Raw genomic sequence first — 23034 nt, 5'->3', positions numbered from 1 at the left:
GGAGGGAGGTATGACAGTAAAAGAGTTTAAACCATTACCAGACCAGCCAGCGCCGATTACCACTTCAGGCCCTATTGCATGGTTAAGAGATAATCTTTTTTCGTCGGCCTTTAATATTGCAGCAACCATCATTATTGTCGCCTCATTAATGGCCGTGCTACCCGATATGATCGATTGGCTATTTATTTCGGCCAACTGGACAGGAGCCACACAGGACGACTGCGTAAAAGACGGCGCCTGCTGGGTATTTATCAGCGCATGGTCGCAGCAGATATTCTATGGCAGCTACCCCGATGAAGAGATATGGCGGGTCAACCTATGCCTGTTTCTGCTTGCTGGAGTCATCGCACTATCATTTCTATTGCCAGACCGCCTGCGTAATAAGGTCTCTGTCCCCGCATTTCTGCTACTCCCTTTCATCTGCATTATGTTATTAGACGGCGACATGATCGGTTTGACGCCTGTGCCCACAAACCTGTGGGGTGGGTTCTCGTTGAATGTTCTATTGGCCGCCGCCAGCATAATTATTGCGTTCCCATTCGGTTTTTTATGGGCCTTGGGGCGACGCTCTGAAATGCCCTTTGCACGCTCAGTGAGTGTAACCTGTATCGAGTTCTTCCGTGGCACACCTATCCTGGCGCTGTTCTTTATGGGCTCAGTCATGTTGCCGCTGTTTTTCCCGGCTGACGTCAGCGTTGATAAGCTGCTGCGCGTCTGGATTATTCTTATCCTGTTTATGTCTGCGTACATGGCAGAGGTTTTTAGAAGTGGCTTTCAGGCGATACCCAATGGCCAATATGAAGCAGCCGACTCTATTGGTTTAGGTTATTGGCAAAAGATACTGTTAATTATCTTCCCCCAAGTTATCAAGGTCTCAATGCCCAATATTCTGGCGACCTTTGTCATGGTATTTAAGAATACCGTGTTTTTATTGGTCATCGCGGTGCCTGAGATGCTGCAAGTCATTATGTCTGCACTGAGCAACTCAAACTGGTTAGGTGGGCATGCCATTGAAGGCTATTTATTTGTCGGGTTTGTATTCTGGGCATGTTGTTTCAGCATGTCGCTACTCGCCAAATCCATTGAAAAGAAACTAGATACCAGTCATAAAAAATAAGGGTTTATCATGAGTGCAGATAACCAAACAATTGAGAATAGTGATGACAGAGATATCATTGTCATTAAAGACATGAACAAGTGGTATGGCGATTTTCATGTTCTGAAAGATATCAACCTGACCGTTAAAAAAGGCGAGCGAATAGTTGTCTGCGGCCCTTCCGGCTCGGGAAAGTCAACGATGATTCGTTGCATTAACCGTTTGGAGCAGTTTCAACGGGGCTCACTGACCGTGAACGACGTTGAAATGATCGATGATGTAAAAAATATCGAAGCAATTCGACGCGAAGTAGGCATGGTGTTTCAGCACTTTAACCTATTCCCTCATTTAAGTATTTTAGACAATCTCACACTGGGGCCAATATGGGTTCAAAAAAAGTCGAAAGAAGAAGCCGAAGCCATTGCGATGAAGTATCTGGAGCGGGTAAAAATACCCGATCAGGCGCATAAGTTTCCTGGCCACTTGTCAGGCGGGCAGCAGCAACGTGTCGCCATCGCCCGCTCACTCTGCATGGCCCCCGAAATTATACTGTTTGATGAGCCTACCTCTGCACTCGACCCCGAGATGATTAAAGAAGTACTCGATGTCATGGTCGAACTCGCCGAAGAAGGCATGACCATGATATGCGTAACCCATGAAATGGGCTTTGCAAAAAAAGTCGCTGACAGGGTTATTTTTATGGATGGCGGTGAGATCGTGGAGCAGAACACCCCTCATGAATTCTTCGATCACCCTGAAACCGACCGGCTACAACTGTTTTTAAGTCAGATTTTGCAGCACTAAGCACTAAAGCTTAACCGAGCATAAACCTTTATTACCGAGGTAACAGGGTTTATGTTTGCGCCCACTTATAGGTATTGCCGCGAAAGCGGTATCCATATTTGATCAAAGAGCTTAACGTACAATTGGTAAGCTTTAGATCCATATCGGGAGGCATGCCACTGTTAATGGCGGCATAACTGCTGTCTTTAGCTTCGGTTAAAAGTGGGAGAGTTACCGTTGCCATACTGCTTGTTGGCGAATAGGGTTCCATCGGTTTCCTTGGCATGCATATCAACATGGGATTCAACCGCAGCCTTTAACTCCTCTTCAGTCCAATTTTCGCTCATTGCTGATCTATTTACGTTTAGACACAATGACTCCCCACGAGAGTGCTGTCCTCCAATGTATGATTTATGAAAGGTTGAGATCCTGAACAAACTTGCTAGAAGTATTTATTCTATCCCTATCAACGCCATATTCCTTTACCAATATGTCTATGACTTTTAGCAGTGTGTCTTGAAAGGTGGTTGAGCCTCCTTTGACAGAGTTAACTTTCTCTGCGATGTACTTAGCAAACTCACCAACTGTATAAATTCTACCCACTTCTTCGTCAGGCATTGGAACGCCAAACTCTTCTTCAGCCCACAGTACAATCTCAACAGTATCCATTCCCATACTTTATGACTCACTTACATATAAAGCGCGTTAACCACGCGAACTTAAGACCAGCCCCGTTGAACGCTTTGTTACAAGTCTTTTTCAATTTCCTTGCCATGCCAGACTCGAAGAATATAGATTGTATCTTTACCGACCAGATACCTTACAGTGTAATTTGAAACGAACAAATCTCTGATTTTCTCTGGGTCTGGCGCGCACTGAACAAGCAAACCTATTTTTGGGAACACTTTAAGTTTTTCAATACCCGCCAGAATATTTGATGCAACCCGCTTTGCCGCATAAGGGTTGTTGACCTCAATAAACTCTCTTAGCCGGACTAAATCTTCTATTGCCTCTGGTGCATATTGAATTTTCATACTTTTGGTGGCGATAGCTCATTTTCTGTTCCCCAGCTTTCGAGCCACGACGCAGCTTCAGCACCATCGACAGTTCTGCCTGCTTTAACTGAATTAAGCGCTTCGAGCGTATCCTCCCAGCGAGAATCCTCCATAGACTGTCGTTGGATATATTCTTTAACAGCCTGATTTATAATGTAGTTTTTTGATCTATCTAATTTGTTCGCCAAATTTTCTAATGGAGCTTCGACTTCTGAATTAAGACGAACACTTGTAACCCCCATAGCACTCTCCTCTGAATGTATTCGTATGTAATACATTTTAGTACAGAGAGAGCTTAGGGGACAAATTAAGCTCGTAATCGGGGTGCCACTAATATGTCGACCAGCCCTCTAGCTCGACAAGAAGATTTGCTGAAAGAGGTTATTGGTAACACATCGAAAGAGCAGCCTAGGCTCTATAAGGGCTACCAGAGATTAGTGCAGCTGACTACAATGCGGTCACCGACAGCGTTCGGTTAACTATAGTTTGAACGACCCAATTACCCCACGTCGATAATGACTGCACATGTGCTGTCATGAGTCTTATGAGTACTAAAATCGCTGTGAACAACCTTGATTGGTAACCCGCTATTTAACGAAATTGAGGACGTTAGTTCTAGGCAAAAAATTACAGGTTTATACCCTGTAAAAGTCCGTGTTGAACGCCTGACTATATGTTGATATAGTCTTAAGTACATTTTTACGTACATGCACATTTTGGAGTTATCATGGACGCTATAAGCTACACACATGCTAGAGCAAACCTTTCAAGTACCATGGAGAAAGTTTGCAATGATCATGCCCCGATAATCATAACCCGTAAAAGTGAATCACCAGTAGTAATGATGTCACTTGAAGATTATCAAGCAATGGAAGAAACAACGTACTTGCTGCGCTCTCCAGCAAATGCGAGACAATTATTAGAATCAATTGCTGAGCTAGAGTCTGGCAAAGGCACCGAGAGAGAGCTACTTGAATGAAAGTGACTTTCTCTTCTGCAGCTTGGGATCAGTACCTTTATTGGCAAACTACAGACAAAAAGATCCTAAAGCGCATTAACCAATTGATTAAAGATATAAAACGAGAGCCTTACGAAGGAATAGGTAAACCTGAGCCTTTAAAACATGGATTAGCTGGCTACTGGTCTCGCCGCATTAACGATGAACATAGGATCGTTTATAAATACACAGAAGGCACGATCCTTATCGCACAGTTACGCTACCATTACACATAGAAAATATAATTCCCCGCGAGAGTGCTGGCCTCGAACTCGTGGGTTAGCGAAGCCAGAGCCAGAATATAGTTGGTTATAAGACATTAGTGCCCTCCTCCAGTGTCAGCAGCACCAATACTATCATTGGCACCTCCGCCCAAAGGCCCTTTAGAGCTTGCAGGATTGTCGTTACTTTTATGAAATACGTATATGCCTACGGCCCCGACATAAGGAATAAGCCAAAGCATTATCGTTTGGGCAATTTTCTGAGATTTCTCAAGGTCAGTTGCGCCTTCCACTTGGAAAACGTACTGTGTGCTATATGGTTCTGTTTACAGTATTGTTTTTGCGTCAGGCCGCTTTGTTGAAAGTCAGCCAATACTGTCTGCCATTGGCTTTCGTTCATACGTATATGAGATTGCTTTCTCATTCGATTCTCCTCCGATGTGATGAGGAGAACTTTACCTTGTTGCGAGGCGGGTGGAAATTACGTCTTGATTTGAGCGGTTACGCTTTAATTCTGCTTTATACTCAATTGTCGATATCCGCCAATATATGCCATAATGAAACCGTTTATAGTTAACTGGCATGAGGGTATTGTTGTGGCAAGCAGTCTTAACCTTTCTTTAACAGACGAACTGCGAATGTTCGTGGATCACCGTGCAGGGGATAATGGATTATACGCTACGCCAAGCGAGTATCTTCGTGATTTAATACGTAAAGATATGGCGAATCAAGGCGTTGTTTCACACGTTCTAAACGGCGTTGAGGATATAAAAGAAGGTAGGTTCTCAGATAGCTCTATCTTAGATATTTTGGACGAAAACTAGACTCATGCCAAAACGTTCTTATGTGTTGACCAAAACTGCCGAGTCGGATTTCCGCTTAGCACGAGATTGGTCTCTAAAGCGTTGGGGTAAGTCGGTAACACAGCAATACTTTAAAGATTTACATGAAGGTGCCGAGAGCATTGCAAAGAATCACTTTTCACTCGCTGAAAGCTCTAATCTTACCAATAGTGACCAACTACTTATTTGGCCAGTTCGCGAACACTACATCATTTATCTCCCATTTAAAAAGCAGAAAATAATTATTGTTGCGTTAATTCGGCAATCAAGGGATGTACCTTCAATTCTTGGGGAAAACCGTTTCATCATTGAACGTGAGCTCAAAAAGATAGGCGATATAAAACTACCCTAATCACCTTTAGGCTATAAGTTAAGCTTGAAATTTCGGAGCTGAATGGATTCCCGCCTTCGCGGGAATGACTGTTGAGGGCTCGGGCGCTTCACCCTGACTGTTTTCAAAAAACACCAAACAGTACAACTAATTACTCAGTTTACTTATGCATTCCGTTACAACTACCCTATTATTCCTACTGCACAATAATACTATTTGATCTTGGGGTAAGGAGTCTGAGTGGTTCATACCATTAAACCGCTGACACAGCTTTTTTTAAGCTGTTTTATTTTTATGGCTGGCAATGGGTTAGTCAGCCTGCTGATTCCCATGCGTCTATCAATAGAGGCCATTAGTACCGATAAGATTGGCTTGGTGCTCTCTGTTTACGCCATTGGTTATCTGATTGGTGCCAACTATTCAAAGAGCGTGATCCACAAAGTCGGGCATATACGAACCTTTGCCCTGTGCGGCAGCTTAATGTCTTCTGCCATTCTTGTTTGTGCGTTAAGCATGGATTTGTGGGTCTGGGCTGCCATGCGCTTTGTGATGGGTTTTGCCGTGGCCATCACCATAGCAACGTTTGATGGCTGGCTCAGCCAAACGACAAATGAAAACAACCGTGGCCAGGTGTTAGCCTTTAATCAGGTGGTGGTTTTTAGCGCTATTTGCATCAGTCAGTTTTTTATCCTTCTTGCACCTCCAAGCGCGACCACATTATTTATTTTGGCGGGGGTCTTATTCTCTTTTTCAATTAGCCCGCTGGTGGTGAGTAAAATACATGGCCCGTTAGTGGAAAGTGTCGAAAGCTTACCGCTTCGTGACACCTTTAATATTTCGCCGTTAGGGGTGGTTTGCTGCGTGTCTTGTGGTCTGCTATATGCTGCGCTCATTAACTTGTTGCCCATTTACGCGGCGGCCTATGGCGTCGCTAATATAGAGCTATCTATTTTGATGGCATCGGCGGTAGCTGGCGCAGTTATTATGCAGCTTCCTATTGGCCTTCTTTCTGACCGTTATGATCGTCGCCACCTTATATTCTGCATGGTGCTGGTGATCATTGCTTTGAGCATAGCCACTCCATTCAGCTTTCATTATGGTCTGTTAATTCCGGCTTATATTATGATTGGGGTGATGAGTGGACTCGTCCTCTGCCTCTACCCTCTTGGTATTTCTGAAACATTCGATAAATTACCCCAGAGCCAGATGGTTGGAGCCATGAGTTCGTTGCTTGCGTTTTATGCGATTGGCAGTATTTTCGGCCCTTACAGCGCCTCATTAATGATGGAATCTGTAGGCCCTCAAGGCCTGTTTATTACTTTGTGCGCGCTTGAAGCACTCCTTTTATGCTTTGTGATATACCGAATAAACGCACGAGAAAGTTTACCGCTGGAACAACAAGAGAGTTTTGTTATGAGTTCACCAAACTCGGTGGCTCCACATTTAGACCCGCGAACAGTGTACGAAGAGTCTAGCGTAGAAACCTCTCCTATGGTCGATTCCGTGGTTCAATTAGCATTGGAGAACCCCCAATCTGCCGTCAAACTGGCGCAAATGTTTATCAAAAACAATCATGACCAGGCCCAAGCCATGGCCGCCGCACTGTCTGAGCTAGAGAGCATCGATATCACCCAGATTTACAAATCAATTATTGAACAGGCCCCTGAACTAAGTGCCGATATTGCGGATACCTTGGTGTCAGCACACCCGGAACAAATGGAGCAGTTGGTTGAGTATGTGATGCAAGGGAGTAGCGATAACCGGAATGCCATATTGCTGGCGATTGCCAATGCACTGCCTCATTTTGGTAGCGCCGCCATCCAGACCGCTGTAGATAACATTGGTGACGATGAGAGTGAAGACCTACTGGAGCTCACCGAGGAGTACTTCCAGCAGGTTCACAACGAGTCAGCTCAGATGCGCCCTGCCGATCTTGCTGCTGAAGACCCTCAGCAAGCGGCAGCAGAGGTCTTTAGCCATATCATCGAGTCAACCACGGAGCATCATGATGAGCTGGCACATAAGGCTTCGGAAGCAATGCCAGAAGCGTCCGGCATGGTGGCAGAAACCTATATCAATAATTTAATCGACCAACAGGACAAAGCACCTGATGATCAGCAACAGCTTGAGATCGGTGAAGCCATTAGCGACTACATGGAACATGTGGTGGAGAATCAACCTGAGCAGGCAACCGATATTGCAGCAACCATTGTTGAGCAGGCGCCTGAACATGCCTCAGAGGTTGTTGAGATACTGCAATCAGCAGGAGAGAGCGAGATTAGTTCAGACCTTCCACAGAAATAAATGGCCTGCGACCGAAAGTGCCCTTATCGTTTTCACCGGAAGAGACTTGGAAAATGTGTTACCCCACTGAGTTGAGCGGCCGCTAAGCTCAATGAGAAGTTTCATTGGCGGGTGCGCTGACCAACGCTTCGTTGACCCAACCAATAAGGGTTGCCGGGTCTATATCAGGGTAGATTTGGACAATCACATCAGTAAAATCCGCCAGCAGGTCAGGGTTGTCTTTCTCATGAATCATTCGCACCATTTCGATAATCTGCTCACGGGCACGACGACATAGCGGATCTTCTATTTGAAGATGTTTTAACAGTGCATCAACCTTTAAATTGAGATCATCCATTCGCCCTGCCAACTCCTTGTATTTGTGATCCAGGCCGTGCTTTAGGCGTTGGATCTTTCTCTCTACATGGTGATCATGGCGCTTTGAGTACTCTGTTTCCCGCTTAAGATCCATTGAACGGCCGTACAGTTCATTGAGTATATGGGCGGTATCTTTATCCAGGCGGGTAATATCATCAATCATCTGGTCAACACCGCTTCTTAATTCGCTATCCATAACCCCCACTTGCTGTTCCAGTTTGCTCACCGCATGTTTAAAACGGTGCAGAAACTGTTCACTCTCACGCTCCATAAACAGCTGCAGCATATCGCCTGGCTGCAGGGCGCGATTACGGCCATCAGCACGCAGGGTATACTCGCCGGAAGGGCTACAGTACGGTTTTTGCGCGCCTGATGGCACCTCAATGCGGAGTATCGGTAACTTGTTCAGGTTTTCTGTAAATACCTGAATGCTAATCGGAGGTACACAACTTAACGCTTTATTCTGAACCTGCAGCCGCCCTTTGTCGCCCACATCGCAGCCGACAATCCGCCCTCGCTGCAGCCCTTCGTCTGACGTATATTCCTCCACACCGACCAGAATCGTTCCGCCCGAGCGAGAGTTAGCAAAAGCTATTAAGGTTTTTAGTTTCACTCCCGCCAGGTCTCGTTTGAAATCCACATCAAAGCCTTCTGAGTGATTCAGCAGCAGTCTGGTTTTCTTGCTTAGTCGCTTAAATTCTTTCTTCATGGTGAGCCTTTGACCAATTCAGGCCTTTCTATCTGTCGAGTCATGCAATACTCTGTGATCCGCTATACTGAAAACATGATTTGATACTGACGCTACAACGGACGAACCGCCCCTATTGTGACCCTGATTAACTCATTCAAACCCTCAACACAACGAGGGTGGCTTATTGGCTTCTTTGCTTTGCTGCTGCTTATGGTTATTTGGCAGACTCGACAGTGGGCAACAGAAGTGGCGTACGATGATCTCAGCCAGGACAATATGAACGAGCTCTTTCGCTTCTCATCAAGCTTAAGTGCAGTGTTGCAAAAGTACGAGCCAGTGCCTCACCATCTGTCCATAAACCCTGAATTGAGCCACTTTTTAGGCGACATATCCAACCCCGAAAAAACAGACACCATCAACCGCTATCTCGCCACCATCAACCAGATTAACCGTTCCTCTGATATTTACATTTTAGACTCTCTTGGCAATACCGTCGCATCCAGCAATTGGGATACATCTACATCATTTATCGGCAAGAACTTTTCCTTTCGCCCCTACTTTAGCCAGGCAATGCTCGGGCAAAATGCCCGCTATTACGCCTTGGGAACAACCTCAAATGAACGCGGATATTACTTTTCTTCCCCCATTTCAGATGATGACGATATTCTCGGCGTGGTGGTTCTAAAGATCAGCCTTGCCGATATTGAAGATCGCTGGGCCAGCCCATGGGAAAACAGTGATATTGAGTTGATCGTGACAGACCCTGATGGGGTGATTTTTATCAGTACTCGCGCCGAATGGCGACTAAAAAGCCTGTTTAACATCCCGCCGTCACAAATGGCTCCACTTAAGGCAAGCAAACGGTATGGCGTTCATATTCCTGTTGCACTGAACACTCAGAAAATAGGCAAAGCGCCCAGTGTTAAAGGCAATAAGGCGACGCTGCTGACGATCAATAGTGATGCTGATAACGCTGGCAATGATGAAGGCAGCACAACCCGCTTTCTATCTCAACATATTGACATGCCTGTTGCAGGGTGGCGCGTTCACGCACTATCAAAAACCGACTCGATCAAAAAGCGAGTCCGCAGCGCGCTGCTGGTGGTTATTTCAACCTATTTAGTCTTGGTGCTAATGATCTTATTCGTGGTGGAACGCATTCGCAACGAGCGCAAACTACAACAAGCCAAGGATATGCTTGAAATCCGCGTAAAAGAACGCACAGCAGACTTGGAACAATCCAACTTTCGCTTACGAGACGAGATCGACGAACGGCACAAAACGGAAGACGCGTTAAAACAGGCTCAGGAAGAGCTGATTCAAGCAGCTAAAATGGCCGTATTAGGCCAGATATCAGCCGGTATCAATCACGAACTAAACCAGCCACTCACGGCCATAAGAAGCTATACCCAGAATGCGCAGCAGTTTTTGCAGCGGGGGAACATTGAAACCGCCAGCAGTAACCTAGACGAAATCATCCAACTAACCGACCATATGGCCTCGATTATTGGCCAGCTAAAAGTATTTTCCCGTAAGCGGGGAGACACTCATACCCCCATTGACGCACTCGCCAGCCTAAACGCTGCCATCAAGATCATGGCTCCGCAGATTAAGCAACAACATGTTGCCGTTAGCACTCAATCTGCTGAACCTCATTATTTGGTTTTGGGTGATTTAATCCGGCTGGAGCAGGTATTTATTAACCTCATATCCAACGCTATTCAGGCAATGGCCCATAGCGACCCCAAGCAGATAACTATCGCATTCACCAAGACCGGCGATAGCGTTGTCATTACTATTGAAGATAGCGGCCCGGGGATTGACGAAGAGACCGTTAACCATATTTTTGAACCGTTTTTCACCACCAAGGATATCAGTCAGGGCCTTGGGCTCGGGCTTTCTATCTCTCACCGTATTATTGAAGCGATGCACGGCACAATTTCGGTAACCAACAGCCGTTCAGGTGGAGCCCTGTTTTCGATCACTCTACCCGCACACGCAGGTCAGTCAGACGGCGAGCTTGAAGCAGATAATCAAGCTCAAGTAGACAGTCAAGCAAGCACAGATAAGCAACACCATTCAATCAAGACCCAGGAGCACCCCATTGGTTGAGCACCCGATAGATAATTCAGACAGCCGCACATTATCAAACGACGCGGATAGCCAGGTCGTTTTCATTGATGATGAAAAGCATGTGCGGATGGCCGTTCAACAAACATTGGAGCTGGCTGACTTCAACGTTAACAGCTTCGAATCTGCGGCCTCTGCCATCCCACACCTTAGCCACAACTGGCCTGGGGTCGTGGTGTCAGATATAAACATGCCCGGAATGAATGGCCTGCAATTGATGGAGAAGGTTCAGGCAATCGATAAAGAGCTGCCGGTCATCCTGGTCACTGGCCATGGTGATATATCTATGGCAGTCTCGGCGATACAGAACGGCGCCTATGACTTTATAGAGAAGCCATTCTCTAACGACCAAATTGTCGAAGTGGTACGCCGTGCCATTGAAAAGCGCAGCCTCACATTGGAGAACAGGAATCTAAGGGCGGAACTTGAAGCGCATAATAGCCCCGGCCCGCGAATACTGGGGAATACCCCACCTATCCTTAAAATGCGTCGAATACTGCATCAGGTGATGGATACGCCAACCGATATTCTGCTGAATGGTGAAACCGGTGTCGGCAAAGAGCTGGTGGCTCGTTATCTGCATGAGCACAGTGTTAGAAAAGACAAAAACTTTGTCGCGATTAACTGCGGGGCCATTCCTGAGAATTTGATTGAAAGCGAACTGTATGGCCACGAGGCAGGCGCATTTACCGGGGCTGACAAAATCAGGATAGGCAAGTTCGAACATGCGAACGGCGGCACACTTTTTCTGGACGAAATCGAGAGCATGCCCATGGGCTTGCAGGTAAAAATTTTGCGGGTACTGGAAGAGCGCCAGGTTGAACGACTCGGCGCAAATGTATTGATTCCGCTCGATATTCGTATCATTGCCGCTACCAAGGTTGACCTTAAAGCCCTGTCAGAGCAAGGTGAGTTCCGCCGCGACTTGCTTTACCGACTGAATATCGTATCGATTGATATCCCTGCGCTGCGTGATCGGGCAGATGATATTCCGTTGCTGTTTGAACACTTTTCCCTCATTGCTTCTGCGCGATACCAGCGAGAAATAATCCCTCTCAGCCCTGAGAAAAATCATGAACTGATGGCTTATGACTGGCCCGGCAATGTCAGAGAGCTGAGAAATATGGCTGAGCGCTACGTCATCATGGGTGAAGAGACCACCTTCAATATGGGCGAACTCGACAATTCCACCGAAATACAAGGTCGCCAAACCCTGATGGAGAAAGTCGAGTTTTTTGAGCGCTCATTGATCGCCGATGCGCTCAGCAAAAACCAGGGCAGTATCAAAGAGACCATGGTCACACTGGGGCTGCCCCGTAAAACCCTCTACGACAAAATGAAAAAGTACGGTCTGAATCGGCTGGAATATACCCACGAATAGCGCTTTACGCTAAACAAACGGGCCTTTCGCCCTACCAACTGATCAAACATGCGGATATCCGCTCACTGATTTTTCCCTCATGGGTGGATTTCCACCCATCCATTATACGTATAAATATCTATCTCATTGATTTAATTACCCATATCCCATTCCTTATATCTGGCCCGGCAATTGCTCTATCTGTTATCAAGTCGTCAATGCAAATGCATGCGATTGCATAACGTTAATAGACACTTCAATAAAAAAATAAATCAAACCGAAAGGAGAAATAACCATGCGCCCCTTGACCAAACTCATATCAAAAACGGCCAGCCTGGCAGCCGTAGCACTGTTTTCATTAAACCTGTCGGCAGCGCCGATTGAGATTAAGTTCTCTCACGTCGTCGCTGATAACACCCCTAAAGGCAAAATGGCAAAGAAGTTCAAAACACTGGTTGAAGAACGCCTGCCGGGAAAAGTAGAAGTTAAGGTGTTCCCAAACTCTCAACTTTTTGGTGACAACAAAGTACTGGAAGCGATGTTATTGGGTGACGTTCAGCTAGCGGCTCCCTCACTATCAAAATTCCAGAAGTACACCAAAAGCCTGCAGGTATTTGATTTACCCTTTCTGTTTGAGGATATGAATGCCGTTGAGAAATTCCAGAATGGGCCAGAAGGTCAGAAGCTATTGAGTTCATTGGAGAAAAAAGGGCTCGTCGGCCTGGGCTACCTTCATAACGGAATGAAGCAGCTCTCTTCCAGTCAGCCGTTAAAAGTGCCTGCTGACGCAAAAGGTCTGAAATTCAGAATCATGACCTCCGATGTATTAGCCGCTCAATTTGAAGCTATCAAAGCAAACCCGGTTAAAAAGCCCTTCTCAGAGGTCTTTACTCTACTGCAAACCAGAGCCATTGATGGTCAGGAAAATTCCTGGTCAAACATCTATTCGAAAAAGTTTTTTGAAGTGCAGGACTATATCACTGAGTCAAACCATGGCGTGCTTGACTATCTCGTCGTCACCTCTAAAGAATTCTGGATGACACTGCCTGATGACATCCGCCCTGTGGTTAAACAATCTCTTGCCGAAGCAATCAGCTATGGCAACAAAATAGCGGGAGACAAAGCACTATCAGACAAGCAGGCGATTATCGACTCAGGACGTTCCAAAGTGTTGAGTTTAACCGATGCCGAACGCAAGCAGTGGGTTAATGCCATGAAGCCGGTATGGAAAGAGTTTGAAGGCGAAATTGGCAAAGACATCATTAAAGCGGCTGAGCAGTCCAACCAGTAACAGGCGCACAGCCCGGCCATGGCTGGGCGGGCACCCGATGCATTACTGGCTCCATATTAATAACAAGCAACAGCGGACAATAGGCAACTATCATGTTTGGCAAACTTATCAGTCGAGCAGAAGAGAGCATTCTTTGCTTGCTTCTTGCGGGTATGACACTGCTGGTTTTTATCGAAGTGGTCATGCGCTTCGGTTTCAACTCCGGCATCCTTTGGGCAGAAGAGGTTACGCTTTATATCGCGGCCTGGTTTGTACTGTTTGGCGCCTCTTACGGCATTAAAGTGGGCGCTCACATCGGGGTGGACGCTTTTGTTAAATTACTCCCCGGAAAACCTCGCAAGTTTGTTGCTATGGTGGCGGTCATACTGTGTTGTGTCTATTGCGGACTATTTCTCTATGGTGGCTGGATTTACCTTTCAAAAATGAAAATGATCGGTATCGAGATGGAAGACCTGCCAATACCCAAGTGGCAAGCCATGAGTATTCTCTTTATCGGCTTTGTGCTGCTGAGTATCCGGTTGCTGCAACTGCTTTGGAATATCATCACCGGCAAACAGGATGGCTTTCATATCGTCGATGAAGCGCAGGAAAGCATGCATATCGCGCGCGAGCTGGAGGAGATGCAAACCAAGGAGAACCAGCACAAAACCGCAAACGATAAACCAAATGGAGGGGCTTTATAATGACTACCGCAACCCTCTTTATTCTATTGTTACTATGCATGCTGATGGGTATGCCGATTGCCATTGCGCTAGGCCTATCCAGTATTGCCACCATTTTGTTCTTTTCAAATGACTCTCTGGCCTCTATTGCGCTAAAGCTGTTTGAAGCCACGTCAGAACATTACACCTTGCTCGCCATTCCATTCTTTATTCTATCCTCCGCTTTTCTCTCGACAGGCGGGGTAGCCAAGCGTTTGATCGACTTCGCAATCGATAGTGTCGGCCATATCAGAGGGGGGCTTGCGATGGCCTCGGTGCTGGCGTGCATGTTGTTCGCGGCCGTATCAGGCTCATCACCGGCGACCGTTGCCGCCATCGGGACGATCGTCATTGCGGGCATGGTCAGAGCGGGCTACCCCGAGAAGTTTGCTGCGGGGGTGATCGCCAATGCGGGCACACTGGGGATTTTAATTCCGCCCTCCATTGTGATGCTGGTGTATGCCTCAGCAACTGAGGTTTCAGCAGCCAGAATGTTTATGGCGGGCCTGATTCCCGGCCTTATGATGGGCGGCATACTGATGATTGCCATCTACATTGTCGCCGTGATCAAAGGCCTTCCTTCACAGCCTTTCCCCGGTTTTAAAAAGTTAGCCAAGTCTGGTGCCATTGCCATGGGTGGCCTGATGCTGATCATTATTGTGCTGGGCTCAATATACGGAGGTATTGCAAGCCCGACGGAAGCTGCAGCGGTTGCAGCCGTCTATGCCTTCTTAGTGGCTGTCATTGGCTACCGCGATATTGGCCCGATGAAGAATGAACCATGGAAGAAAGAGGGTGAGTCTCTCCCGGCTACTATTGGCAGAAATACCATTCATTCTATTGTCGCGCTGCCGTGTTCAGTGGTTGATAGAGAGGTCAATCGGGTAGTACTGGATGCAGCAAAAACCAGCCTGATGCTGCTTTTTATCATCGCGAACGCCATGCTGTTTGCGCATGTTCTAACCACTGAACGCATTCCTCACTCGATTGCCGAAACGATTGTCGCATGGGGTTTACCGGCGTGGGGCTTTTTAATCGTGGTGAACATCTTATTGCTCATGGCGGGTAATTTTATGGAGCCTTCTGCCATTTTGCTGATCATGGCTCCGATACTGTTCCCGATTGCCACGCAGCTAGGCATTGACCCAATCCACCTGGGTATCATCATGGTGGTGAATATGGAAATTGGTATGCTGACACCACCGGTTGGGCTCAACCTGTTTGTCACAGCTGGGATCACCAAGCGCAGTATGGGGTGGGTCATTCAGGCGGCACTGCCATGGTTGGGTTTACTGCTGTTGTTCCTCATACTGATTACCTACATACCGCAAATTTCGCTATTCCTGCCTGAGTACCTTGACTCACTTCGAGGCTACTAGCCAACAGACTCAGTTATTGCCTACAGGGTTTTGCCTCTGGCAATGACTGAGTTAACGATTGTCCCTTGGCGATCACTCACATAATAAGCAATGCCCGCCAGGCATTGCTTTTTGATCGCAGGACGGGGTTCCCCGTCCTTTTTTCTTTGTTATTAGCCATCAATGATTATAAGGCCCGCCAATTCAGGTATTATGGATGCCTGAATCGCCTCAATGCTTATTTATTAGAGAATGATAGAGAGAAGAACACGTGTCCAATAAAACGTTTGTCGTACCAGAGCCTTCCTACACCGTTATCCAACGAGAAGACGAGGGCGCGCAAGTCTACGCTGCGGTTAACACAACGCTGGCATCACTTGGTAAAGAGCAACGCCAGCTGTTTAGTTGGCAATTATCGCTGATTCTGGAATTACAGACTGAAGACGACAAAGGCCTGACTCTGCCCGAAGAAGCAAAAGAGATAGACCCCTTCTGCCAACAGCTTGAATGTGATTTACGTGAAGGAGGCAATGCGATCCCACTGGCCAGAATCACATGGAGAAAAACCCGTGAACTGCTATTTAGGGTATACAACCCTGTGCAGGCAGACGAGCTCATTAAGCGTATTATCGACGCAGAAAATCACCCCCGTCCATTTAGTTATTCGATAGATCCTGACGAAGAGTGGAAATTGACTGATATTTATCTAAAGCAGTTTGCCAGCAGTCGCCATTGAAGCGAGCTGGCAGTCATTGACGCTGTCATCGCATCAAAGCATGAAGCCTGGCTCTCATGCTTTGATATCATCCGCGTTACTTCCCTTTCATCTGCCTTTCTGCACTTAACAAATCATCCAGCGCCTGAAGCAGGTCAACCGCCGACAACATCCCCACCAACTGTTCATCTTTATCCAGCACTGGCGCGGCACCAATTTTTTGTTCCAATAACAACTTCACGGCCTTGCTCAAGGTGTCGTAGGTATGCAGACAAAAGACATTCTTTATCATAATGTCGCCAACATTGAGGTCATCATTCAAATCGTAGATGTGGCTCACATCAGGCGCCTCATCAACCCAGTCTGGTCTTCTCAAGGCTCTATCACTAACAATTCCCTGCAATGTCCCTCCGTCAACCACCGGCAAGTGACGGATCTCTTTTTCCCGCATGAGAAAAAAAGCCTCTCGAATGCCCATGGCAGAGGGCACAGAAACAACTTTGGGTGACATGTATTTTGATACTTTTACGGGCATGATTCGCTCCATTTTTCGCTACAAGCAGACCGGCTCTTAGCGATTCCTTGATTGATGATTTAAACATTGTGATCCATACTGATCAGTGTATCCAACATACTCCGCAGCAATATTGCCACGTATCAAGAATAACAGTTCGGAATTCAAGGATGAAAAGACCAGTCATTAAAGATCAAAGCCCCGTCAGCCTGACCGGCCACTTTACCGGTTACGTCTGGTGCAACCATCACCTGAGCCCGACCTCGTTTAGCTCCATCCTCGGCAAACTGATGTATTACAGTTCACGCCCGGCAGACTGGCTAAGCAATGCCACCATCGGGGTCAATCTTGAAGCCATGTTATTGCAACGACACTGCCTGCTGGATGAATTAGTGAACCAGGCAATTGACGACGGCGTGACTCAGATTATAGAAGTGGCGAGCGGGCTTTCCGCCCGAAGTTTACGCATTCTAACGGGCCGCCCAAACCACAAGCTCACTTACATTGAAGCAGACCTGCCCGATATGGTGGCCTGGAAGAAAAAGCGCCTGAAGAAAGAGCTGTTTGATGATGACCGCTTCAGCATTGTTGAGTGCAATATCTTGAGGCAGGAAGGCGAGCTCAGCATTGAGCAACTACTGCAAAACGTAAATCAAACAGCAAAAACGCTGATTATTACCGAAGGGTTGGTGAATTACTTTCCGTTGGACGTTATAGAAGGCTTCTGGACTCGCCTTGCATATGCATTGAAACCGTTTAAGGAGGGGCATTACTTGTTCGAGATATGGCCTAAAGTGCCGGATCACCCCTTTGCTCCGATCATATTCGGCACACAAAAAGTGATTGAGCTTATTACACGCCAGGAAGTCCCTTTGCACTATACCAGCAACCGGCAGATAAAGGCCGCACTTGAAGGTTGTGGTTTTTCCCATGCATCGGTTATTGATCCAGACAGTGCTTTTAACGCAAATAGCCTGCAAGAACCAAAGCATAGGTTAAAAATGAGCACCCCCACCCTCTTCAGGGTGGTTAAGGCGACGGCTTAGCCTTCGGTTTGGTCTCTCGTAGTGGGGTTGAGCTGCTCCGCACCTGAAAAGTCAAAACCACTGTCTTCACCGAGTACCTCAGGGTCGTAGCGAATACCGCAACCTGCTTTAACGGTTTTGGTCGTATCGACTACACCGGCGTTGGCACCTTCAATGGTTTCATCGTTGGCTTTTTCTATCATGCTACCCTCCCCCTGATTTCGATTCGCCGCATAATTGTAGCGAATATACCGGAACAGGTAGCCTTGATGAAAGGCGGTACGACTGGAATCAGGGTTGGGGTCTTGTGGCTGCAAAGTTGGCTTTCCTTGATTCCGCTTCGCTGCATCACGGCTACAAGATTAAGTCGTGGTTATTGAATTACTTAGACATGAGCTGATTGAGACTCCACACACTATCAGATGAACCACTGCTTACTGGTAACGTGGCCAGATATGTACGTTGAATTACTTTTGCATCATTACTGGCACGGTGTCGCCTGATATTCAACTCTGACACAACGCGATTTCGGGTATCTGCCCAGGCATTCATCTGCTCTTCAGATAACAGCTTATTCAGCGCATCTAAATGAAATAGCTGAGGAACCTCTGCATACTCGAACAATGTGCCAAGCCAGCTCAAATCATTGCCCCAGGCATCTGAATAGGCGGTTAAGCCCCTTAAATGCTGATTTAACCACAAGGCAACTTCATCAACAGGTTTGCCATGCTCCGCCAGAATGTCTCGGCTAATACCGTGCAACATCTCTGAAGACTCATCCCAGTGAACCCAAGATGCTTCGGGTTTAATCAATGTACAGTGAGTGCTGCCATCGGGCATAACAAACCCGACTTCGATTGGGTAACTGCCTCGCCCAAAACCTGACGCCTCAACATCTATAACAATCGGCGCCACGGGTTCATTGACTACTGCGCACATCGCACCTACCTCTATTTATTATTGTTTTTAGCTAACCCTTCTATGAGTATAGACGTTAATTTTCGTGAATTTAGCTACCTGGTGCACATCGAGTAGGGGGAGGCGTTACAGCCCCCTCCCTCTCACAGAACCGTACGTACGGATCTCGTATACGGCTCATGTAATCTACTATTCCTTAACAATAAGGAACAAGAACCCCTGTCCTTACTTCATTTATCTGATATAAGCCGATTTCTTTGAACCAGTTATTAGGCATCGCATAACTTGCCAATGGACTCGCTGCATTTCTCCATGAGTTCATCTTGATGCTCTTAAACGGAGGTTTGTAGCCCAATTGCTTTAGTCGTCGATGCAGTTTGCCCGGCTTCTTCCACAGTTTCAGCTGTACACTTCTCAACCTTCGTCTTATCCAACCTGATAATTGATTTAAGATATATCCTATATTCGCTATTTTAAAATAATTTGCAAACCCTCTTAGCACTGGATTCAGTTCTTTTAGCACCTCGGCTAAGTTCTTTCCTCCATTGCGCTTGGTAATTTGCTTCACCTTTACTTTCAGTGTCTTGAGTTTCTTTTCTTGGATTCGTGTATAGTTTGTTCCTATCACCACTCCCAAGAATTTAATCCCATCATCGCTATGCGCAATGTGAGTTTTCCGCTCATTCACTTTTAGCTTAAGTGTCTCTTCTAAAATATGACTCGCTACCTTTAGTGCATTCTTTGCTGCCGCTTCTGAGCTACAGAGTATCAAGATATCATCGGCGTATCGCACTATTCGGTGCTGACGTCGTTTCATTTCCTGATCAAAGGCATCTAAGTAGATATTGGCTAGCAATGGACTGATCACCCCGCCTTGCGGACTTCCCTTGTCGTTGCTTTGCCAACTTGAGCCTATCATCACTCCACTTTTTAGAAACATGTCTATCAAGTTCAGAATACTGCCATCTGTGATTCGTTTTCGCACTGACTGAATGATTAGATCATGGTCGAGCATGTCGAAGCACTTCGACAGATCCATATCCACTACGTGTTGACGATGATACTTTCGTATAAACAACGTCGCTTTGCTAATGGCTTGATGACAGCTTCGCCCCTCTCTATACCCATAGCTGGATGGGTGAAAGTCTGGGTCGAAGATGGGGGTGATGATATTCGATAAACATTGTTGTACGACACGGTCTCGAACCGTGGGAACACCCAGTAGCCGCTTACTTCCATCGTCCTTGTCGATTTCAACACGTTTTACTGGTTGCGGTTGATACCGCCTCTCTTGTAGTTCGAGTAATAGTTGTTTGAGATTACTTTCCAAGTTTTGTGCAAAGTCCTGCACGCTCTGCCCGTCTATTCCGGCAGCACCTTTATTCTTCTTCACTCGCTTGAATGCGTCATAGAGTGCCTGCAGTGATAGCAGACGACCATAAAGACTGTAGTAAACTCTCACGTTTATTTTCTCATACCACTAGCCGTTAACTGCCTAGATTGTGTTGGGTTTGTTTCATCATCGCGTTAAGTCTTCTAGCTTGGTTTGACCCAATTTTGTGCAATATGCTTAACCACCTTGTTGCCTCTAATGAAGAGAAATGATTACTCCCCATGACCAGCTCAACAACAATCGCGCCGATTTCACTCTTTACCATTGAAGGATGCCCAGCATGTTAATGCCGCTTGTAGTCACACGACCTATTACGTTTCTCTTTTAGTGGTTTATAGACCACTTCCCCCCTTCGCAACTAGCCTGACCTTTTGAATCTTGCTAGCCCCAACAATCATTGCGCTGTTGGTCGGCTTGGTTTTATCCTCCACACCATTACTGGCTTTCATCGGCCTAGCCTTCAAAACTACTACGGGTTCATCTGCCACCTCACACTCATACCATTCTTGAGTCACCCCTTGAATAATACGTCCAGTCATTTCCTTTGACATGGATACAGTGCCAGGCTTCCCCAGTTACTGCACTGACTCCCTGTTAGAGATCCCACCCTCAAGCACGTTGTTGGTCTGACTAAGTATTGGGCTTCGCGCTATTTTGGACGCTTACCCACCAACACCGCCGAAACAGGTTACGGTTAGTTGTGTACCTCTAACTTCCTATGGCTTCCTTCAGACCCCACCGTTGGCCAGTGGCGCCCTTGCCATTCAGATTATCTTCCCCTTAGTCAGGGTGATTCCACTTTCTTTCAAGTGGACGGGTTTGCCAGCTTCGCTGGGCAAACAAAAAAGCCCGTACAAGACAGGCTTAGAATGAGCAAACGCGTTAATAACAGCTTAAGCACAACAGGCAATACGTTACTCCGCCAAAAATCGCTCACATAGCTTAACAAACAGATCCGTTTTTTCGGCATGCAGCCAATGACCGGTATCGGGAATAATTTTCATCGACGTATTGGGAAAGAGTTTGAGAACATGATCTCGATGCTGGCTTTGCACATAGTTTGAACGGCCTCCGGCTATAAACAGTACCTCTCCTTCAAACGGGCTATCAGATGTCTGCCCTGCCATAATGTGGTGGTAGTTCTTGCACAGGGATTTCAAATTCATTTTCCAGGCAAAACCGGCACTGCCACTTTTTACCAGATTTTTTAGCAGGAACTGGCGTACCGGCAGCTCTTTCACCGTTTTAGCGAGCTGTTTATCCGCCTCTGCTCGCGACGTCAGCGCATCCAGTTGAAGCGATAACAGCCCATCAAATATCTCATTGTGATGAGGTTCGTACTGTACCGGCGCTATATCCGCCACGATCAGCTTGTTAACTCGCTCAGGAGAGTTCAGAGCCAGGTGCATGACCGCTTTCCCCCCCATTGAGTGCCCAAGAAAGTGACACTGAGAGAGTCCACTGCTATCCATGTAGCCAATAATATCTGCGGTTATTGCGTCGTAGGTATGTACGTCACTATGGGGAGAGCGGCCATGGTTTCGTACATCAAGAGAGTGCACTTCGTATTGCTCAGCCAGCCCTCGAGCCACCATGCCTAAGTTCTCCAGCGAGCCAAATAAACCATGAACCAGAATAATCGGCTCACCCTGCCCACTGACTTTATGATTAAGTTTTAGCACTGTTGCCTCTCAACATCTGCGTCACTCAGGGGTTACTCTTTACACCAGAGCGCTAATTCACCCAGCGAAGTCGACTTTAACAAATATTCTGCGTTGGTCTGTTTGGCAAGTAATTGAACTTCAGCCAGCAGCTCTGAGTTGCTAACTTCATTCGGCCGGACAAAAGAGTTTGCAGAAACATACCCCCACATCTGTTGCAGTGCATTTTGAACATCAGGCTGATAGGGTTCTGCTCGTCCAGCATGGACAACTTCCTGCAACAGATCATCAAATGCAATCTGGCGACTAGCGACTTGCTGGCCAATACAAATAAATGAATTATGGTTACGCGCCATCACTGAATAGCGATAAATAGCCCATAGCTCACGCTCATTGGCAGGCACTGCGATGCGCCCATGTAATCCACGCGCCCTTCGCTCCGCCAGTTTCTGAAGCTGTTCTTTTAATGGTTCTTGATAGCGTGCAGGCCAAATAATGGTTCCCTGGTAAATAGTCTGATACTCAGGTGTTGCGATATCCCTTAGGCGCATTTCCGCAATAAGTTGATTTAACTTAACAACCAGGGCCTCTTCATGACCAATCCAGTGCGAAGGAAGCCGCTTCTCCCGGCTGGTTTGATCGTTGATTAAACCAGACAGCAGCCGCATCTGCTCTGTCAGCAGCTCATCATCAAGAAAACCCGCGTCCACATCCCAAATTTGATTCATCATACATCCCTTAATGTTTATCTTTTTCTATTTTGAGTCTTTTTTTGCCTAGTCTTTGCAAACGCAGCCCCTAGCTTCCCTAGCCATTACGTTCCAAGTACCTGTGATATCGAATAATATCTTTCATGGTGATATCACCTAACATCTGTCCGTCTGCATTCACCACCGGGACTTCGTCTACTTTGCAGGTGATCATCTCTTCGAGTATAAACGCCAAATCATCATCTAACGCTGCCTTTAATCGTTCATTTCGCATCAAATCAGAGGCGTGCTCCGAAAGAGCCCGGCTGATCAACACCCGAGTATCGAGCATCTCATCGTGATAGTGAATAAAAAGATACTTCACCAACGCCTCTTCTGTCACAACTCCCCGTAAGGTTCGAGACTCATCTGTCACATACACAACATGTGAGTAAGACGATTGCGACAACGCTTCAACAGCTTCTTCAATCGGCGTATTTTCATGCACCGAAGGCCATGGCCGGTTACCAATATACCGCAGCAGGTCTTTCACGCGACCTATACCCCTGCTGCGTTCATTACTCTGAGGGTGATCCATAACA

29 protein-coding genes are annotated in these 23034 nt (G+C 46.7%); 14 read left to right on the top strand and 15 right to left on the bottom strand.

Annotated features, from left to right (window positions below; translation table 11 throughout):
• Positions 1-10: 10 nt before the first annotated feature.
• Together MY523_RS19580 and MY523_RS19575 are read left to right on the top strand one after the other, a co-directional pair.
• Positions 11-1117 carry an amino acid ABC transporter permease gene (locus MY523_RS19580; protein WP_250656362.1) on the top strand — a complete coding sequence of 369 codons (1107 nt, stop codon included), beginning with the start codon at positions 11-13 and terminating at the stop codon, positions 1115-1117.
• Between the two features lie 9 nt (positions 1118-1126).
• The gene (locus tag MY523_RS19575) at positions 1127-1900 is read left to right on the top strand and encodes an amino acid ABC transporter ATP-binding protein (protein ID WP_440201516.1); all 774 of its coding nucleotides are present in this window, start codon (positions 1127-1129) and stop codon (positions 1898-1900) included.
• A 185-nt stretch (positions 1901-2085) separates the two neighbouring features.
• On the opposite strand, the gene MY523_RS19570 is transcribed toward MY523_RS19575, so the two are convergent.
• From MY523_RS19570 to MY523_RS19555, 4 genes are all read right to left on the bottom strand, one after another.
• Positions 2086-2226 (bottom strand): hypothetical protein, encoded by a 141-nt coding sequence (locus MY523_RS19570; RefSeq protein ID WP_250656361.1) that lies wholly within the window; start codon positions 2224-2226, stop codon positions 2086-2088.
• A 64-nt stretch (positions 2227-2290) separates the two neighbouring features.
• A complete protein-coding gene (locus MY523_RS19565; protein WP_250656360.1) occupies positions 2291-2548 on the bottom strand; it encodes an acyl carrier protein in 258 nt (85 codons plus the stop codon).
• Between the two features lie 77 nt (positions 2549-2625).
• A complete protein-coding gene (locus MY523_RS19560) occupies positions 2626-2913 on the bottom strand; it encodes a type II toxin-antitoxin system RelE/ParE family toxin (protein ID WP_250656359.1) in 288 nt (95 codons plus the stop codon).
• Entirely contained in the window at positions 2910-3176 is a 267-nt protein-coding gene (locus MY523_RS19555; RefSeq protein ID WP_250656358.1) for a CopG family ribbon-helix-helix protein, read from the bottom strand. Before MY523_RS19555 ends, MY523_RS19560 begins: the two co-directional genes overlap by 4 nt.
• Positions 3177-3661: 485 nt before the next feature.
• Between MY523_RS19555 and yefM the strand changes: the two genes are divergently transcribed.
• Entirely contained in the window at positions 3662-3913 is a 252-nt protein-coding gene (gene yefM, locus MY523_RS19550; protein WP_250656357.1) for a YoeB-YefM toxin-antitoxin system antitoxin YefM, read from the top strand.
• Positions 3910-4167 (top strand): Txe/YoeB family addiction module toxin, encoded by a 258-nt coding sequence (locus MY523_RS19545; RefSeq protein WP_250656356.1) that lies wholly within the window; start codon positions 3910-3912, stop codon positions 4165-4167. Before yefM ends, MY523_RS19545 begins: the two co-directional genes overlap by 4 nt.
• A gap of 226 nt (positions 4168-4393) precedes the next feature.
• Here the strand turns inward: MY523_RS19545 and tnpA are convergent, their stop codons facing one another.
• Positions 4394-4576: an IS66 family insertion sequence element accessory protein TnpA gene (tnpA, locus tag MY523_RS19540; protein ID WP_250656355.1), complete on the bottom strand. Its 183-nt coding sequence runs from the start codon at positions 4574-4576 to the stop codon at positions 4394-4396.
• A gap of 133 nt (positions 4577-4709) precedes the next feature.
• Here tnpA and MY523_RS19535 point away from each other — a divergent pair, with 133 nt between their 5' ends.
• The 3 genes from MY523_RS19535 (at position 4710) to MY523_RS19525 (ending at position 7629) form a co-directional block, all read left to right on the top strand.
• Positions 4710-4976: a ribbon-helix-helix domain-containing protein gene (locus tag MY523_RS19535; RefSeq protein ID WP_250656354.1), complete on the top strand. Its 267-nt coding sequence runs from the start codon at positions 4710-4712 to the stop codon at positions 4974-4976.
• Positions 4977-4980: 4 nt separating this feature from the next.
• The gene (locus tag MY523_RS19530) at positions 4981-5346 is read left to right on the top strand and encodes a type II toxin-antitoxin system RelE/ParE family toxin (RefSeq protein WP_250656353.1); all 366 of its coding nucleotides are present in this window, start codon (positions 4981-4983) and stop codon (positions 5344-5346) included.
• Between the two features lie 219 nt (positions 5347-5565).
• Positions 5566-7629: an MFS transporter gene (locus MY523_RS19525; RefSeq protein WP_250656352.1), complete on the top strand. Its 2064-nt coding sequence runs from the start codon at positions 5566-5568 to the stop codon at positions 7627-7629.
• Between the two features lie 88 nt (positions 7630-7717).
• Here the strand turns inward: MY523_RS19525 and MY523_RS19520 are convergent, their stop codons facing one another.
• Complete coding sequence (locus MY523_RS19520; RefSeq protein WP_250656351.1) at positions 7718-8695, bottom strand: AlbA family DNA-binding domain-containing protein; 978 nt, start codon at positions 8693-8695, stop codon at positions 7718-7720.
• Between the two features lie 117 nt (positions 8696-8812).
• On the opposite strand from MY523_RS19520, the gene MY523_RS19515 reads away from it, so the two are divergent.
• From MY523_RS19515 to MY523_RS19490, 6 genes are all read left to right on the top strand, one after another.
• A complete protein-coding gene (locus tag MY523_RS19515; protein ID WP_250656350.1) occupies positions 8813-10789 on the top strand; it encodes a sensor histidine kinase in 1977 nt (658 codons plus the stop codon).
• Positions 10782-12188 carry a sigma-54-dependent transcriptional regulator gene (locus tag MY523_RS19510; RefSeq protein WP_275975269.1) on the top strand — a complete coding sequence of 469 codons (1407 nt, stop codon included), beginning with the start codon at positions 10782-10784 and terminating at the stop codon, positions 12186-12188. Before MY523_RS19515 ends, MY523_RS19510 begins: the two co-directional genes overlap by 8 nt.
• 274 nt (positions 12189-12462) lie before the next feature.
• Entirely contained in the window at positions 12463-13458 is a 996-nt protein-coding gene (locus MY523_RS19505) for a TRAP transporter substrate-binding protein (RefSeq protein ID WP_250656349.1), read from the top strand.
• Positions 13459-13550: 92 nt separating this feature from the next.
• A complete protein-coding gene (locus MY523_RS19500) occupies positions 13551-14141 on the top strand; it encodes a TRAP transporter small permease (RefSeq protein WP_250656348.1) in 591 nt (196 codons plus the stop codon).
• A complete protein-coding gene (locus tag MY523_RS19495; protein ID WP_250656347.1) occupies positions 14141-15538 on the top strand; it encodes a TRAP transporter large permease in 1398 nt (465 codons plus the stop codon). Before MY523_RS19500 ends, MY523_RS19495 begins: the two co-directional genes overlap by 1 nt.
• A gap of 250 nt (positions 15539-15788) precedes the next feature.
• Entirely contained in the window at positions 15789-16253 is a 465-nt protein-coding gene (locus tag MY523_RS19490; RefSeq protein WP_250656346.1) for a DUF695 domain-containing protein, read from the top strand.
• Between the two features lie 76 nt (positions 16254-16329).
• Here MY523_RS19490 and MY523_RS19485 read toward each other — a convergent pair whose 3' ends face one another.
• A complete protein-coding gene (locus MY523_RS19485) occupies positions 16330-16767 on the bottom strand; it encodes a CBS domain-containing protein (RefSeq protein WP_250656345.1) in 438 nt (145 codons plus the stop codon).
• A gap of 149 nt (positions 16768-16916) precedes the next feature.
• Between MY523_RS19485 and MY523_RS19480 the strand changes: the two genes are divergently transcribed.
• Positions 16917-17792: a class I SAM-dependent methyltransferase gene (locus tag MY523_RS19480; protein WP_250656344.1), complete on the top strand. Its 876-nt coding sequence runs from the start codon at positions 16917-16919 to the stop codon at positions 17790-17792.
• Here the strand turns inward: MY523_RS19480 and MY523_RS19475 are convergent.
• The 8 genes from MY523_RS19475 to MY523_RS19440 all read right to left on the bottom strand — a co-directional run bounded on the left by MY523_RS19475 (position 17789) and on the right by MY523_RS19440 (position 23030).
• Complete coding sequence (locus tag MY523_RS19475; RefSeq protein ID WP_250656343.1) at positions 17789-18088, bottom strand: hypothetical protein; 300 nt, start codon at positions 18086-18088, stop codon at positions 17789-17791. The two genes, MY523_RS19480 and MY523_RS19475, sit on opposite strands and share 4 nt — an antisense overlap.
• Positions 18089-18152: 64 nt before the next feature.
• The gene (locus tag MY523_RS19470) at positions 18153-18710 is read right to left on the bottom strand and encodes a 3'-5' exonuclease (protein WP_250656342.1); all 558 of its coding nucleotides are present in this window, start codon (positions 18708-18710) and stop codon (positions 18153-18155) included.
• A gap of 175 nt (positions 18711-18885) precedes the next feature.
• Positions 18886-20151, bottom strand: a complete 1266-nt coding sequence (ltrA, locus tag MY523_RS19465) for a group II intron reverse transcriptase/maturase (RefSeq protein WP_250656341.1) — start codon at positions 20149-20151, stop codon at positions 18886-18888.
• Positions 20152-20176: 25 nt separating this feature from the next.
• Positions 20177-20347, bottom strand: a complete 171-nt coding sequence (locus MY523_RS19460; RefSeq protein WP_250656340.1) for a hypothetical protein — start codon at positions 20345-20347, stop codon at positions 20177-20179.
• Positions 20348-20414: 67 nt separating this feature from the next.
• A complete protein-coding gene (locus tag MY523_RS19455) occupies positions 20415-20633 on the bottom strand; it encodes a hypothetical protein (RefSeq protein WP_250656339.1) in 219 nt (72 codons plus the stop codon).
• A gap of 363 nt (positions 20634-20996) precedes the next feature.
• Entirely contained in the window at positions 20997-21764 is a 768-nt protein-coding gene (locus tag MY523_RS19450; protein ID WP_250656338.1) for an alpha/beta fold hydrolase, read from the bottom strand.
• 32 nt (positions 21765-21796) lie between these two features.
• Positions 21797-22474, bottom strand: coding sequence for a hypothetical protein (locus tag MY523_RS19445; protein WP_250656337.1), 678 nt, complete (start codon positions 22472-22474; stop codon positions 21797-21799).
• Positions 22475-22550: 76 nt separating this feature from the next.
• On the bottom strand, positions 22551-23030 hold the full coding sequence (locus MY523_RS19440) for a CBS domain-containing protein (RefSeq protein ID WP_250656336.1): 480 nt from the start codon (positions 23028-23030) through the stop codon (positions 22551-22553).
• Positions 23031-23034: the final 4 nt, after the last annotated feature.

It is taken from the genome of Alkalimarinus coralli (genome assembly GCF_023650515.1).
Lineage (GTDB): Bacteria > Pseudomonadota > Gammaproteobacteria > Pseudomonadales > Oleiphilaceae > Alkalimarinus > Alkalimarinus coralli.
Note: the sequence above shows the minus strand (reverse complement) of the source record. Positions and strands in the feature narration are given on the sequence as shown.

Excerpts from the sequence above, each read along its gene's own strand:
- MY523_RS19580 (WP_250656362.1), top strand. The coding sequence starts at position 11 with ATGACAGTAAAAGAGTTTAAACCATTACCAGACCAGCCAGCGCCGATT.
- MY523_RS19575 (WP_440201516.1), top strand. The coding sequence starts at position 1,127 with ATGAGTGCAGATAACCAAACAATTGAGAATAGTGATGACAGAGATATC.
- MY523_RS19570 (WP_250656361.1), bottom strand. The coding sequence starts at position 2,226 with ATGAGCGAAAATTGGACTGAAGAGGAGTTAAAGGCTGCGGTTGAATCC.
- MY523_RS19565 (WP_250656360.1), bottom strand. The coding sequence starts at position 2,548 with ATGGATACTGTTGAGATTGTACTGTGGGCTGAAGAAGAGTTTGGCGTT.
- MY523_RS19560 (WP_250656359.1), bottom strand. The coding sequence starts at position 2,913 with ATGAAAATTCAATATGCACCAGAGGCAATAGAAGATTTAGTCCGGCTA.
- MY523_RS19555 (WP_250656358.1), bottom strand. The coding sequence starts at position 3,176 with ATGGGGGTTACAAGTGTTCGTCTTAATTCAGAAGTCGAAGCTCCATTA.
- yefM (WP_250656357.1), top strand. The coding sequence starts at position 3,662 with ATGGACGCTATAAGCTACACACATGCTAGAGCAAACCTTTCAAGTACC.
- MY523_RS19545 (WP_250656356.1), top strand. The coding sequence starts at position 3,910 with ATGAAAGTGACTTTCTCTTCTGCAGCTTGGGATCAGTACCTTTATTGG.
- tnpA (WP_250656355.1), bottom strand. The coding sequence starts at position 4,576 with ATGAGAAAGCAATCTCATATACGTATGAACGAAAGCCAATGGCAGACA.
- MY523_RS19535 (WP_250656354.1), top strand. The coding sequence starts at position 4,710 with ATGAAACCGTTTATAGTTAACTGGCATGAGGGTATTGTTGTGGCAAGC.
- MY523_RS19530 (WP_250656353.1), top strand. The coding sequence starts at position 4,981 with ATGCCAAAACGTTCTTATGTGTTGACCAAAACTGCCGAGTCGGATTTC.
- MY523_RS19520 (WP_250656351.1), bottom strand. The coding sequence starts at position 8,695 with ATGAAGAAAGAATTTAAGCGACTAAGCAAGAAAACCAGACTGCTGCTG.
- MY523_RS19505 (WP_250656349.1), top strand. The coding sequence starts at position 12,463 with ATGCGCCCCTTGACCAAACTCATATCAAAAACGGCCAGCCTGGCAGCC.
- MY523_RS19500 (WP_250656348.1), top strand. The coding sequence starts at position 13,551 with ATGTTTGGCAAACTTATCAGTCGAGCAGAAGAGAGCATTCTTTGCTTG.
- MY523_RS19495 (WP_250656347.1), top strand. The coding sequence starts at position 14,141 with ATGACTACCGCAACCCTCTTTATTCTATTGTTACTATGCATGCTGATG.
- MY523_RS19485 (WP_250656345.1), bottom strand. The coding sequence starts at position 16,767 with ATGCCCGTAAAAGTATCAAAATACATGTCACCCAAAGTTGTTTCTGTG.
- MY523_RS19480 (WP_250656344.1), top strand. The coding sequence starts at position 16,917 with ATGAAAAGACCAGTCATTAAAGATCAAAGCCCCGTCAGCCTGACCGGC.
- MY523_RS19470 (WP_250656342.1), bottom strand. The coding sequence starts at position 18,710 with ATGTGCGCAGTAGTCAATGAACCCGTGGCGCCGATTGTTATAGATGTT.
- MY523_RS19460 (WP_250656340.1), bottom strand. The coding sequence starts at position 20,347 with ATGGTAAAGAGTGAAATCGGCGCGATTGTTGTTGAGCTGGTCATGGGG.
- MY523_RS19455 (WP_250656339.1), bottom strand. The coding sequence starts at position 20,633 with ATGTCAAAGGAAATGACTGGACGTATTATTCAAGGGGTGACTCAAGAA.
- MY523_RS19445 (WP_250656337.1), bottom strand. The coding sequence starts at position 22,474 with ATGATGAATCAAATTTGGGATGTGGACGCGGGTTTTCTTGATGATGAG.
- MY523_RS19440 (WP_250656336.1), bottom strand. The coding sequence starts at position 23,030 with ATGGATCACCCTCAGAGTAATGAACGCAGCAGGGGTATAGGTCGCGTG.